This is a genomic window from Arthrobacter sp. TMS2-4 (assembly GCF_054511075.1).
Genome location: NZ_JBTNDI010000013.1, coordinates 71,103 through 82,966, shown reverse-complemented (window position 1 = coordinate 82,966; position 11,864 = coordinate 71,103). Strand labels below are relative to the sequence as shown.

At 68.9% G+C, this 11,864-nt stretch carries 13 protein-coding genes; 3 read left to right on the top strand and 10 right to left on the bottom strand.

The window, feature by feature from the left end; genetic code table 11:
* Nucleotides 1-369: 369 nt before the first annotated feature.
* Both ACX80F_RS14615 and ACX80F_RS14610 read right to left on the bottom strand, forming a co-directional pair.
* The gene (locus ACX80F_RS14615; RefSeq protein WP_459337125.1) at nucleotides 370-1,401 is read right to left on the bottom strand and encodes an aldo/keto reductase; all 1,032 of its coding nucleotides are present in this window, start codon (nucleotides 1,399-1,401) and stop codon (nucleotides 370-372) included.
* Between the two features lie 88 nt (nucleotides 1,402-1,489).
* Entirely contained in the window at nucleotides 1,490-2,272 is a 783-nt protein-coding gene (locus ACX80F_RS14610) for a thioesterase family protein (RefSeq protein ID WP_459337124.1), read from the bottom strand.
* A 91-nt stretch (nucleotides 2,273-2,363) separates the two neighbouring features.
* Here ACX80F_RS14610 and ACX80F_RS14605 point away from each other — a divergent pair, with 91 nt between their 5' ends.
* The 3 genes from ACX80F_RS14605 to ACX80F_RS14595 all read left to right on the top strand — a co-directional run bounded on the left by ACX80F_RS14605 (nucleotide 2,364) and on the right by ACX80F_RS14595 (nucleotide 5,647).
* The gene (locus tag ACX80F_RS14605; RefSeq protein ID WP_459337123.1) at nucleotides 2,364-3,863 is read left to right on the top strand and encodes an MDR family MFS transporter; all 1,500 of its coding nucleotides are present in this window, start codon (nucleotides 2,364-2,366) and stop codon (nucleotides 3,861-3,863) included.
* 71 nt (nucleotides 3,864-3,934) lie between these two features.
* Entirely contained in the window at nucleotides 3,935-4,843 is a 909-nt protein-coding gene (ypfJ, locus tag ACX80F_RS14600; RefSeq protein WP_459337122.1) for a KPN_02809 family neutral zinc metallopeptidase, read from the top strand.
* A 42-nt stretch (nucleotides 4,844-4,885) separates the two neighbouring features.
* Nucleotides 4,886-5,647, top strand: coding sequence for a glycosyltransferase family A protein (locus ACX80F_RS14595; RefSeq protein WP_459337121.1), 762 nt, complete (start codon nucleotides 4,886-4,888; stop codon nucleotides 5,645-5,647).
* A gap of 24 nt (nucleotides 5,648-5,671) precedes the next feature.
* Here the strand turns inward: ACX80F_RS14595 and ACX80F_RS14590 are convergent, their stop codons facing one another.
* From ACX80F_RS14590 to ACX80F_RS14555, 8 genes are all read right to left on the bottom strand, one after another.
* A complete protein-coding gene (locus tag ACX80F_RS14590) occupies nucleotides 5,672-6,295 on the bottom strand; it encodes a DNA alkylation repair protein (protein ID WP_459337120.1) in 624 nt (207 codons plus the stop codon).
* Nucleotides 6,292-7,032: a hypothetical protein gene (locus ACX80F_RS14585; protein WP_459337119.1), complete on the bottom strand. Its 741-nt coding sequence runs from the start codon at nucleotides 7,030-7,032 to the stop codon at nucleotides 6,292-6,294. The genes ACX80F_RS14590 and ACX80F_RS14585 overlap by 4 nt, the downstream gene beginning before the upstream one ends.
* Nucleotides 7,029-7,949 carry an ABC transporter ATP-binding protein gene (locus tag ACX80F_RS14580; protein ID WP_459337118.1) on the bottom strand — a complete coding sequence of 307 codons (921 nt, stop codon included), beginning with the start codon at nucleotides 7,947-7,949 and terminating at the stop codon, nucleotides 7,029-7,031. The genes ACX80F_RS14585 and ACX80F_RS14580 overlap by 4 nt, the downstream gene beginning before the upstream one ends.
* A gap of 23 nt (nucleotides 7,950-7,972) precedes the next feature.
* Nucleotides 7,973-8,341: a GntR family transcriptional regulator gene (locus ACX80F_RS14575; protein WP_459337117.1), complete on the bottom strand. Its 369-nt coding sequence runs from the start codon at nucleotides 8,339-8,341 to the stop codon at nucleotides 7,973-7,975.
* A 227-nt stretch (nucleotides 8,342-8,568) separates the two neighbouring features.
* A complete protein-coding gene (gene fmdA / locus ACX80F_RS14570; RefSeq protein WP_459337116.1) occupies nucleotides 8,569-9,825 on the bottom strand; it encodes a formamidase in 1,257 nt (418 codons plus the stop codon).
* A gap of 36 nt (nucleotides 9,826-9,861) precedes the next feature.
* On the bottom strand, nucleotides 9,862-10,152 hold the full coding sequence (locus ACX80F_RS14565) for an FmdB family zinc ribbon protein (RefSeq protein WP_459337115.1): 291 nt from the start codon (nucleotides 10,150-10,152) through the stop codon (nucleotides 9,862-9,864).
* 28 nt (nucleotides 10,153-10,180) lie between these two features.
* The gene (locus ACX80F_RS14560; RefSeq protein WP_459337114.1) at nucleotides 10,181-10,819 is read right to left on the bottom strand and encodes an AmiS/UreI family transporter; all 639 of its coding nucleotides are present in this window, start codon (nucleotides 10,817-10,819) and stop codon (nucleotides 10,181-10,183) included.
* A gap of 169 nt (nucleotides 10,820-10,988) precedes the next feature.
* The gene (locus tag ACX80F_RS14555) at nucleotides 10,989-11,816 is read right to left on the bottom strand and encodes a CPBP family intramembrane glutamic endopeptidase (protein WP_459337130.1); all 828 of its coding nucleotides are present in this window, start codon (nucleotides 11,814-11,816) and stop codon (nucleotides 10,989-10,991) included.
* Nucleotides 11,817-11,864: the final 48 nt, after the last annotated feature.

The following is an 11,864-nucleotide window of genomic DNA, read 5'->3' as shown; positions in this document are numbered from 1 at the left end:
GGGGGGGGGGGGGGGGGGGGGGGAAAAGGAGGAGGGGGGGGGGGGGGGGGGGGGGGGGGGGGGGGGGGGGGTGAGCAACCGGCGCGAAACCGTGCCGGGAGACGGCGGTCGCTGCCTCCCCGAATCCGGGCAACCGTGCGTCGCGCTGCCCGAAGGCGACAGTGGGGCTCGGGCGGTAGAGGCGCAGGGTCGGTGGCCGGCGCCCGCCCGCGACCTCGCGGAGAAGTCTGATTCCCCGGTCGAGGTCGGCGGCGGCGTCGTCGGTCACCGGATCACGGACCAGCGCCAGCCCGGGTGCGCCCTGCCACGGATTGCTCATCGGTCCATCGTAGGCAGTCCGGTGCCCCTGACCGCGCCGGGGCGCCGGGTCTAGCGCCCGCCGTCGATCGCCCGGCTGCGCTGCTCGATCCCGGGGGTGCCGTACGGGTAGTCCGAGAACGTCGGTGCGCTGACCTCGTCCAGGCGGCCGAGCTCCTCCGGGGTCAGCTCCAGGTCGGCGGAGGCGAGGTTGTCGGCGAGCTGCGCCTGCGTCCGTGCTCCGAGGATCACGGAGGTCACGCCGGGCTTGGCCGCGACCCACGCCAGCGCCACGTGCGAGGCATTGACGCCGCGCTCGGACGCGATGCCGGTCACGGTGTCGATGATCCGCCACGTGCGCTCCTGCGCGTTGCGCTGCTCCCAGGCCTCCATGCCGCGCTGCGGGTTCTCGCCCAGGCGGGTGGCGCCCGTGGGCTCGGTGTCACGCGTGTACTTGCCCGTCAGCCAGCCACCGCCCAGCGGTGACCACGGAAGCATCCCCATGCCGGCGTCGAGCACGGCCGGCACGATCTCCGCCTCGATCTCGCGCACGAGCAGCGAGTACTGGGGCTGCAGCGTGACCGGCAGGGAGTAGCCGCGCTGCCGGGCGATCATCACGGCCTTCGTCAGCTGCCACCCGGTGTAGTTCGAGAAGCCGTAGTAGCCGATCTTGCCCTGGACCACGGCCTCGTTCAGGAAGCCGAGCGTCTCCTCGAGCGGTGTCAGCGGATCCCAGGAGTGGACCTGGTAGAGGTCGATGTGGTCCACGCCGAGGCGGCTCAGCGAGGCGTCCAGTGCCTTGCGGAGATGGCGCCGGGACAGGCCGAGGTCGTTGACGTCCTCGCCCATCGGGAACCGGCCCTTGGACGCGAGGACCATGCGGTCCCGCTCCACCGTGTTCTTCGCGAGCCATCGTCCGATGATCTCCTCCGACACCCCGGCGGTGTAGACGTCCGCGGTGTCGATCAGGTTGCCGCCCGCGGCGGCGTAGTCCGACAGGATGGCGTGGGAGCCGGCCTCGTCCGCTTCCGCGCCGAAGGTCATCGTGCCGAGGGCGAGGTGCGACACCGAGGTGCCGCTGTTGCCGAGTGTCCGATACTGCATGGGAGCTCCTTCGTCAGGGCGCCGGGTGGCGCCGTCGTCGGTGGGGGTGCTGGTGCTGCTTCCGCAGGCATGGCCCTTCCGGGCCGGGTCAGAGCCGGCGGACCGTGAGGATCTGCTCGAGACGTCCGAAGGGTCCGTCGAGGTCGTGCACCACGCTGGAGGTCAGGCCCACGCCGTGCTCGCCGAAGGTCACGCGGGTGTCCAGGCCCAGCCATTCGCCCCGCGGCATGCGGTGGAGGTGGACCTGCAGGTCGACGTTGGGGAACATCCAGCTGTCGCCTCCCGGCTCCACGCGGGAGGCGATCCCGTTGGCGGCGTCCATCATCCCGACGAGCCGTACCAGGTCGGGGGACTGCCGGCCCTCCACCATCGCGTAGGGGTTGCGCATCCAGACCTGTCCCCTGCCGGGCCGGTGCCCGGGGACCACGCGCACCTCGAGCGACCTGATGAAGCCGCCCGGCCACGCGGTCATACCCTCATGGGGTCCGGCGTCGTCGGGGCCGGGCATGCGGGGGTCCTCGGCGGCCGCGACGTCGGCGGTGTCCTGCGTGCTGAGCCGCCAGGCCCGGGCGATGATCGCCGTCCGCCCTGCGGCCTCCATGCGGGCCTCGACCAGTTCGATGGTCCGGCCGGGACGGACGACGGCGGTCGTCACGTAGAACTCGCCGCCCGGGATCATGCCGAGGATGTCGAAGCTCACCCGGCTCAGCTGCATGCCCTCGCGGGGTTCGCACTCGAGCAGGCACTGCGTGAGCAGGCCCGAGATGGGAGCCATGTGCTGCTCCTGCGGGTTCCAGGCACCCTGGGCGTGGAGGGTCGACTCGAATTTTCCGCTGCCGAGATCGCGGTAGAAAGAATTCACCCGCCCCATGCTAGGCGACGGCGGGGCGCACGACGGGTCGGAATAGAGACCGGCCGACCGTGGTTCAGATGATTGACTGCATCAACCATCGAGGATTTTCATGCCCCAGAGCTCCCCGTCCCGCCTTCCGGACGCCGCCGACCGCACCGCTCCGCCGCTCGGCGCTCCCGTCGCAGGCACCCTTCCCGCCCGCGACAAGCTGGTCATCACGCTCCTGCTCATCTCCGCGTTCGTGGTGATCCTCAACGAGACGATCATGGGTGTCGCGATCCCCCGGCTGGTCACCGACCTCGGGATCACGGTGGGCGCCGGCCAGTGGCTGACCACGGCGTTCATGCTCACCATGGCCGTGGTCATCCCGATCACGGGTTTCCTGCTCCAGCGATTCGACACCCGGCCCGTCTTCATGGCCGCGATGAGCCTGTTCAGCCTCGGCACGTTCATCGCCGCAATGGCCCCGGGCTTCGAGATCCTCGTCCTCGGACGGGTGGTGCAGGCCAGCGGCACCGCGATCATGATGCCGCTGCTCATGACCACGGTCATGACGCTCGTGCCGCCGGCCTCCCGCGGCAAGGTGATGGGCAACATCTCGATCGTCATCTCCGTCGCTCCGGCGCTCGGGCCGACCATCTCCGGCGCGATCCTCAGCACGCTCGACTGGCGCTGGCTGTTCTGGCTGGTCCTGCCGATCGCACTCGGCGCCCTGGCCATCGGGTCGGCGAAGATGCAGAACGTGACCACGCCGCGGAAGTCCTCCATCGACGTCCCCTCGGTCATCCTCTCCGCCGTCGCCTTCGGGGGCATCATCTACGGCCTGAGCCAGCTCGGCGAGGCGTCCACGGGCAGCGCGATCCCCGCCTGGCTCCCGCTCGCCGTCGGACTCGCCGGCCTCGCAGTGTTCGTCACGCGCCAGCTGGTCCTGCAGCGGCGCGACGCCGCCCTCCTCGACCTGCGGGTCTTCGCCTCGAGGAACTTCTCCATCTCGATCGTCGCGATCGCGGTCAGCATGATGGCGCTGTTCGGCACCATCATCCTGGTCCCGATCTACGCGCAGTCCGTCCTCGGCTTGAGCCCCTTCCAGTCCGGGCTCCTGCTGCTCCCGGGCGGGCTGGCCATGGGGCTGCTCGGACCCGTCGTGGGGCGCATCTACGACCGCCGCGGACCCCGGGTCCTCCTGGTCCCGGGCGCGTTCCTCGTGAGCGCCGTCTTCTGGGCCATGACGCAGGTGAGCGAGACCACGCCCGTACCCCTCGTCCTCGTTGCGCACGTCCTGCTCAGCATCGGCCTCGCACTCATGTTCACGCCGCTCCTGACCTCCGCACTGGGCTCGGTGCAGCCGCGGTTGTACTCGCACGGCAGCGCGGTCTTCGGCACCGTCCAGCAGCTGGCCGGCGCCGCCGGCACGGCACTGTTCATCTCGGTCATGACGCTCCGGAGCGCGTCACTGGCCGACGCCGGCGCCGCAGCCGACGCCGCGCTCGCCGGCGGCATCCGGGCGGCCTTCCTGTACGGCGCGGTCATCTTCCTGCTCGCCGTCGTCGCCTCGTTCTTCGTGCGGAAGCCCGAGACCGCCGACGACGCCCCGGCTCCCCTGCACTAGGAGCCGACGGGTCCCCGTGCATCCGGCGGGCCGGGACCCCGATCAACGCTAAGTCAGCTTATGGTTGGATCATGAGCTTCAATGACAACGTGCAACTCGATCCCTCGCGGGTCAGTGACCGGCGGGGACGAGGCCGCGGTGCGGCCGTCGGCGGCGGTGTCGGCGGCGGGCTCCTCCTCATCCTCTCGCTGATCTTCGGTCCCGGCGTGGTCGACGAGCTCGGGCTCGACGACGGGTCCGGCACGACGCAGGAGCAGGGTACGGGCACCGCCGGCGGTGCGATCAGTGAGTGCCTCACCGGTACTGACGCCAACGAGCAGCTCGACTGCCGTATCCTCGCGACAGCCGAGAGCCTCGACAGCTTCTGGTTGCCCTACCTCGACCAGGTCGGCGTGACGTACACCCAGCCGGGCGTGGTCCTCTTCACGGGCCGGACGGACACCGGCTGCGGGACGGCGACGAGCGCCGTCGGGCCGTTCTACTGCCCGGCGGACGAGCAGACCTACTACGACACCGCCTTCTTCGACGACCTCGTCATCCGATTCGGCGCGTCCAGCGGGCCCCTCGCCCAGGAGTACGTCGTGGCACACGAGTTCGGCCACCACATCCAGAACATCATCGGTACCCTCGGGGCCGCACAGCAGGACCCGCAGGGCGCGGAGTCCGGTGCCGTCCGCGTCGAGCTGCAGGCTGACTGCCTCGCCGGGATGTGGGCAGCCCACGCCGTCTCCGTCCCGGACCCGGAGTCCGGCGAACCGTTCCTCCGCCCGTTCTCGGGCACAGACCTCCAGGACGCCCTGTCCGCAGCGGCGTCCGTGGGTGACGATCGCATCCAGGAGTCGGCGACAGGGCAGGTCAACCCCGAGGGCTGGACGCACGGCTCCAGCGCCCAGCGTCAGGCCTGGTTCTCCGAGGGCTTCGAGACCGGAGACCTGCAGTCCTGCGACACCTTCGCCGCGTCGGACCTCGACAACCCCTGACGTATGCCCTATCACACCCCTGTTCCCCCGAAGGACCCTTTCGTGACCGACCGTCTCGCCGTCGTCGTCCCGGTGTTCAACGAACCCGGCATCGCCCGCACCCTCGGTGCCCTCCGTGCCCAGCGCGACGCCGCCGACCTGCGCGTCTACGTGGTGGACAACGGCTCCACCGATGACACCGTCGAGCGCGTCGAGCAGTTCATCGCCACCCACCCCGCCCTCGATGTCCGGCTCCTCGTCGAGCGCCAGAAGGGTACGGGCGCGGCGTGCGACACGGGGTTCCGCGCGGCCATCGCCGACGGCTTCACGCTCGTCGCCCGCACCGACGGTGACAGCGAGCCCGCACCGGACTGGACCGGCCGCATCCGTGCGCTCTTCCTGGCCCGCCCGGAGGTGCAGCTGGTGGGCGGCACGAGCGTGCCGCTGCGGGACGGGCACTTCCGGTGGGGCGATGACCTGCTCATGCCCGGCGCACTGGTGATGCTGCGGGTCATGCTGGCGGTGAAGTACCTGGACCCTGCCTACCTGCGCTTCGTCGCGGGCCACAACATGGCGGTACGCTCCTCGGCCTATCTGGCCAGCGGCGGGATGGGGCGGACCTCGATCGACGACCGCGATGAGGACATCGACTTCTCCGTCCGCATCTCGCGCAGCCTCGGACTCGGCGCCGTGCGCATCGATCCCCGGCTGCGGGTGGCGACGTCCATGCGGCGCGTCCGACGGTACGGCCTCGCCCTGATGGGGGTCCACCACCTCCTGCCTGCACTCCGCGGCAAGATCGTCCGGACCATCGACATCCGCTAGCCCGGCTGCCGGGCCCCAGCGCGCTCAGGCCGCACCGCTACCACGCACCAGCTCGATGGCGTCCTCCACCGCGGGCACGCGGCCCTGCCCGGCCCCCGCGACGAGGCGGACCGTCCGGCGGAACGAGGCGTCGTCGCCCTGGCCCGCCCGGAAGGCCGGCAAGTGGGCGAGAACGGCTGCCCGCCGCAGCGCGGCGTCCTGGCCGGCGGCCCACCGGTCCAGGACGGTCGCCGCCCGGGCGGCGTCCTGACCGTGCAGGCGCAGGAGCATCGGCCCGACGACGTCGAGCGCGAGCGGATCCGCCAGGTCGGGGAACTGCGCGGAGCGGAGAAAGCCTTCGATGCGGGTGAGGTCGGAGTGGCGCAGCAACCGGACCGCCGACTGCAGCAGGACCACGGCCGCCAGCCGGCACTCGAACACGGGACGGGACCAGAGGTCCGATGCGAGGGCGGTGAGGTCGTCGTGTGCGAGTTCCGGGAACCGGCGTTCCGCGTTCCGGACGGTCCCGCGGACCGCGCCCACGGACGCCCCGTAGTACGCGATGCCGGTCCCGAAGCGCCGCTCGTAGTCCTCGGCGCGCTCCCACGAGCTCTCGTACTGGAGGGCGTCGTCGATGAAGTCGGCGGCGTCGGCGGACGTGGTCGTCACGCGGGCATCCTGCGCAGCGTCAGGTAGGACCCCCCGGCGAGCAGCGCGCACATCGCCATCGCCCCGAGAGTCAGCCCGAGCGAACCGGCGTCTCGTAACCACTGCCCGACCTCCGGCCAGGCCTGCTGCCACGTCACGAGCGCGACGACGCCCACGAGCACCAGGCCGATCCCGATCATGACGACCGTGAGCACCGCCGTGCCGTACCGCTTGTAGACGGTGGCGGACCAGAAGCCGACGATGAAGAAGAGCATGGTCGCCACGAAGTAGGTGAGACCCGCGGCGAGCGGCCCTGCCTCCCACACCCACGCGAGGTAGGCGAAATAGCCGTTCATGCCGTACCCGTCCGTCGCCTGTTCGACGAGCCCGAGCAGCACGAACACGGTCGACATCCCGAGTCCGCTGACCGCTGCGGCCGCGAGTGAGCCGAGGTAGAACTCCCGGCGCGTCAGGCTCATCGCCTGCGAGAAGGGGAACGTCAGGGTCATCGCCTGGACGCCGACGACGAGGAAGTACCAGAGCGGCGCCTGGGAGCCTCCCCCGGTCTTCACCCCGTCGACTCCCGATGCCTCGAGGATCCAGTAGATGAGCAGCGTCAGGATCCACGCGCCGCCGAGGACGAGGGCAGGTACCCAGAGGAACGTCTGTGTGTTGACGAACTGCAGTCGTACGACATTGCGCGTGCGGTTGCGCAGGGCAGGAGGGCGCGTCACGCTGCCGGAATCGAGGGTGGTCATCGGAGGCTGCCTTCCTGGCTGGCGTTGGTGAGCGCGCCGCGGCCGGGCGCCTTCTGCTGGGTGAGGCGGACGATGAGCTGCTGAAGGGAGACGGGGGCGAGATCGAGTCCGCTCGCGGCGAGTGTTGCACGCTCGACGTCGTCGAGACGTCCGAGAACCGTCACGGATGCCACGCGGCCGAGGCTCTCGCGGTGGATGACCTCACGGCCGTGCACGGCCCGCTCCACGGCGGCGGCGTCACCGACGACGTTGGTCGCCTGGGCGCGCGCGTCCTCCGTCGACTCGTCCATGATGATGCGTCCCGCGTCGATCACGAGCACGCGCTCGATGAGGTTCGAGACCTCGTCGATGAGGTGGCTGGACAGGAGCACCGTCCGCGGATGCTCCGCGTAGTCGGTCAGCAGGCGGTCGTAGAAGATCTGCCGTGCCACCGCGTCGAGACCGAGGTAGGGTTCGTCGAAGAAGGTGATCTCCGCGCGGGAGGCGAGGCCGATGATGACCCCCACGGCGGAGAGTTGGCCGCGCGACAGCTTCTTGATGGTGCGCTTCAGCGGCAGCTGGAACTCCTCCACGAGGTCGTCGGCAAGACCCTGGTCCCACCGCGGGAAGAACAGTCGCGCCGAGCGGAGGGCGTGGCGCGCCGTGGCGTCGTCCGGGTACTTCTGGCTCTCCCGCACGAAGCACATACGGCTGAGCACCCCGGAATTCTCGTAGGGGTCCTCGCCGAACACGCGCACTTCCCCGCTCGTGGCGAAGTTCTGCGCTGTGAGGATGGACATGGCGGTCGTCTTGCCGGCACCGTTGCGGCCGAGGAAGCCGTAGATGGTGTCCCTCCGGACGTCGAAGCCGACGTCGTCGAGGGCGAGTACGTCCTTGTAGCGTTTGGTGAGGTTCCTGACCTCGATGACAGAGTCCATGGTGTCCTTCGATCAGACGGAGTTCATGGTGTCGCCGTTGCGGCACCGGCGCGGACGAGGCCGGCCACATCGTCCGGTTCCAGCCCGATCTTGCGCGCCTCCGCGAGCAGGGGCTGTACATAGCGGCGGGCGAAATCGTTGCGACGCTCCCTGAGCAGCAGGTCGCGGGCACCGGCCGAGACGAACATGCCGATCCCCCGGCGCTTGTAGAGCACTCCCTTGTCGACGAGCATGTTCACCCCCTTCGCCGCGGTGGCCGGATTGATGCGGTAGAAGGCGGCGAGCTCGTTCGTCGACGGGGCCTGCGCCTCCTCGGCGAGGCTCCCGTCCACGATCGAATCCTCGACCTGCTCGGCGATCTGCACGAACAGGGGCCGGCCTTCCTCGATCACCGCAGCCTCCGGGTTCAATGGTTAGTTACATAACTAGTTAACCCCTGAGGCTGCTGGAGGTCAAGAGTCGACGCGGAAGGCCCGCGTGAGCCGCGGGCAGCGGTGAGGAGACATCGGACGAGGCCGAGCATGCCTGTGCCGGTGAGGCGATCGGGATCGGCCTCACCGGCACAGAGGAACCATGAGTGGTCCGGGGGTAGGCGGAGCGTCCCGCGCCCGCCCGGGGCCTAGGTGTTACTGGATCTCGGCGCGCCCATGCCGGGGTCGATCCTGTGGGGGCCCGCCGCGGACGGGCGGACGTCGAAGTCGAAGATCGCCGTCGGGATGTACACGGTCGAGCAGGAGTTGGGGATGTCCACCACCCCCGACAGCCTCCCCTCGATCGGCGCTGATCCGAGCAGCAGGTAGGCCTGCTCCGGGCTGTACCCGAACTTCGTGAGGTAGTCGATCGCGTGCAGGCAGGCCCGCTGATAGGACAGGTGCGAGTCGAGGTAGTGCTGCTTGCCATCGAGGGTCACGGACGTGCCGGAGAAGGCGATCCATTCGCTGTAGCGGGGCTCGATGATGCCGGGCATGAAGATGGCGTTCTCACTGACGCCGTAGGTGTCCATGCCGCCCCTGATGATGTCGACCCGGAGGTCGATGAAACCGCCCATCTCGATAGCACCGCAGAAGGTGATCTCGCCGTCGCCCTGCGAGAAGTGGAGATCCCCGAGGGACAGATTCGCGCCGTCCACGAACACGGGGTAGAAGATCCGGGAGCCCTTGGACAGGTTCTTGATGTCCTGGTTGCCACCGTTCTCCCGGGGTGGTGCGGTGCGCGCGGCCTCCCCTGCGACCCGGTCGTATTCGGACGCCGGCAGCTGGCCCAGCAGGGCCTCCCGTGGTTCGGGTGGCAACGCCAGCGGGGGAACCCGATCGGGGTCCGTGGCGATCAGGTCGCCTTCGCGCTTGTTCCACTTCGCCAGCAGGTCCGCCGACGGCGCGGTGCCCATCAGGCCCGGGTGTATGAGCCCCACGTAGGACACCTCCGGGATGTGCCGCGAGGTCGCCACCTGCCCGCTGAAGTCCCAGATGGCCTTGTACGCGTCGGGGAACTGGTCGGTCAGGAAACCGCCCCCGTTGTTCCGCGAGAAGATGCCCGTGTATCCCCAGCCCTGCCCGGCGAGCGGGCCGGAATCCTCCTGCGGGATGGGGCCGACATCGAGGATGTCGACGACGAGGAGGTCCCCCGGTCGCGCTCCTTCCACGGCGAACGGGCCACTGAGTTTGTGGACGGTAAGCAGCGGTGCATTCAGGATGTCGTCGGCGGAATCGTCGTTGACGATGGCGCCGTCGAACCATTCCCGGCAGTGGACCCTGAAGGGGTCTCCGGGTTTCACCGTCGCGACCGGGGGGATCTCCGGGTGCCATCGGTTGTGTCCGACCTTCTCCTGGTCCTCGAACTTCCTGGTCGAATCGAGTGGGAATACGACGTCAGGCATTTCATCTCCTTCGATGTTCGTCGCCGCGCCCCAGAATCAGGGGCGCGGCAGTTTCCTGTGAAGCGGATTGGTCGTATAGGTGGGGGACGCGGCTCTGCCGGTGCCCGGAAGGGTTCCGCTCACCACCTGTGGTTCGGCCGCGCTGCGCGTGGTGGCATCGATCAGCTTGAAGGCCGCTGTTCCTGTCCTGCCGAGGTGGGGTGCACTGATCCTTCGCCGGGCCGGCTGCCCGCAGGTCGGACAGTCGTCCTCCGCGGGTGCCGCCCCCATGCCGCGAATGGTCTCGTACACGTCGCATCGAGGACAGCGGTACTCGTAGATGGGCATGGAACAGACCTTTCTCTGGGATGGAGGATCACGTGGGCGAGACCACTGCCCCCTCGTGCACGGACGCCCCCCGACGCGGAATGCCCTTGCGTCCGAGGAGGAATGCGGCTGCCAGGGAGGCGGCCGCGACGATTGCCACGAGCAGCGCGATCCCGGTGGTCGCCTCGTAGCGTCCCACCAGCAGGAAGAAGGCGGGAATGGTGCCCGTGAAGTGGGCGACGAAGATCGTGAACCACCCCGTGGTGTAGGCCAAGGAATCCCTTCCGAGACCCAGCAGAAGGAAGAACAGCAACCACAGGACGGCCCACGTCCACCAGATGACACCGAACACGGGATCACCGACGAGAGTGAACTGGAGCGCACCGATCACGAGGGCGCAGACGGCGACGAACAGCGAGAACCAGCCCAGGCCCTCGCCGGGGATACCGGTCATCTGCAGTATCCCCACATAGAGGTAGGTGAATCCGAACAGATACAGGCCCGCCGCACCGAAGACTGTCGGCAGGTCATTGTTCGCCTGAATGAGGATGATGGTCGGGAAGACGACCTGCATCACTCCGACGAAGAAATTGAGGATTGCGGCGGATTTACCGGGGACAATCCCGATCAGCATGAGGCCGTTGATGAAAAGAACCGCCCCGACATACAACAATCCGACACTGCTCATGACACTCCATCGAGGAACGAAGCGTGGGGTCCTGGAAGTGGGAAGCCATTCTCGCCCGGAATTTCCGTCGGCCGGGAATGGCGTGACATTCGCGTTATGGGGTTGTCGTCGAGATGCTAGTCCCGCCCCCAGTAGGTGTCAACGCCGTGCGGGACGTCGACGTCGCTCCTCAGTAGACGAAGATGTCGAACCACGCCCGGGTGTGCGCGTGGAGGAGGACGAGGAACAGCACGAAGTCGAACAGGAGGTGCACGCAGATGATGTAGGACAGCGAGCGCGTGCGGGTGAAGATGAACGCCTGGAGGAGCGCGAACGGGACGATGAACAGCGGCGCCCAGGCCCTGAAACCCAGTTCCCACAGGAACGAGGTGAACAGGACCGCCTGCAGCAGGTTGGCCTGCACCATGGGCAGGTGGCGACGCAGGAGCGCGAAGACCGTGCAGATGAAGAACAGTTCGTCCCAGATCCCGAGCCCGTTGGTGCCGACGAACAGGCGGGCGATCTCCGCGGGTTGCGTCGCCGCCGGCCAGTTCGTGTAGACCCCGGTGCTGATCATGTAGAAGGGCAGCAGTGCGTAGCCCAGCAGGACGACGACGGGCAGGTACCACTTCTCCGTGCGGGTCCAGGGCTCGCCGGTCCGCACCGGGAAGGTGATCGCGTGGTCGCGGTACACGAAGCGCGAGACGGTGTAGGGCACGCCGACGGCGAGGATCATCGCCGACCCCATGACCGCCATGTGCTCCACGCTGATGTCCGTGGTGATGGGCACGAGGGTCATCACGGTGAGGCCGAAGGCGATGAGCAGCAGGTCCCGGAACAGGGCGCGGTCGACGACGGCGGCCACGGCGAGCGCCGCGGCCAGCAGCCCGTACCCGGCCAGGGGCTGGTGGAGGACGAGCAGCACGAAGCCGGCAAGCGACACGAGGGCGGCCGGGACCAGTGCCCGCGAGGGGGTGCGCCAGGTGCCCTGCTTCCAGGACCGCGTGGCCGTGAGCATCGCGCCGGGAGGAGGCGCGTCCTGCGCTGCTGCGTGCTCCACGATGCG

Coding starts and splice junctions, on each gene's coding strand:
- ACX80F_RS14555 (WP_459337130.1), bottom strand. CDS start 11,816: ATGCTCACGGCCACGCGGTCCTGGAAGCAGGGCACCTGGCGCACCCCC.
- ACX80F_RS14615 (WP_459337125.1), bottom strand. CDS start 1,401: ATGCAGTATCGGACACTCGGCAACAGCGGCACCTCGGTGTCGCACCTC.
- ACX80F_RS14560 (WP_459337114.1), bottom strand. CDS start 10,819: ATGAGCAGTGTCGGATTGTTGTATGTCGGGGCGGTTCTTTTCATCAAC.
- ACX80F_RS14605 (WP_459337123.1), top strand. CDS start 2,364: ATGCCCCAGAGCTCCCCGTCCCGCCTTCCGGACGCCGCCGACCGCACC.
- ACX80F_RS14565 (WP_459337115.1), bottom strand. CDS start 10,152: ATGCCCATCTACGAGTACCGCTGTCCTCGATGCGACGTGTACGAGACC.
- fmdA (WP_459337116.1), bottom strand. CDS start 9,825: ATGCCTGACGTCGTATTCCCACTCGATTCGACCAGGAAGTTCGAGGAC.
- ypfJ (WP_459337122.1), top strand. CDS start 3,935: ATGAGCTTCAATGACAACGTGCAACTCGATCCCTCGCGGGTCAGTGAC.
- ACX80F_RS14585 (WP_459337119.1), bottom strand. CDS start 7,032: ATGACCACCCTCGATTCCGGCAGCGTGACGCGCCCTCCTGCCCTGCGC.
- ACX80F_RS14610 (WP_459337124.1), bottom strand. CDS start 2,272: ATGGGGCGGGTGAATTCTTTCTACCGCGATCTCGGCAGCGGAAAATTC.
- ACX80F_RS14580 (WP_459337118.1), bottom strand. CDS start 7,949: ATGGACTCTGTCATCGAGGTCAGGAACCTCACCAAACGCTACAAGGAC.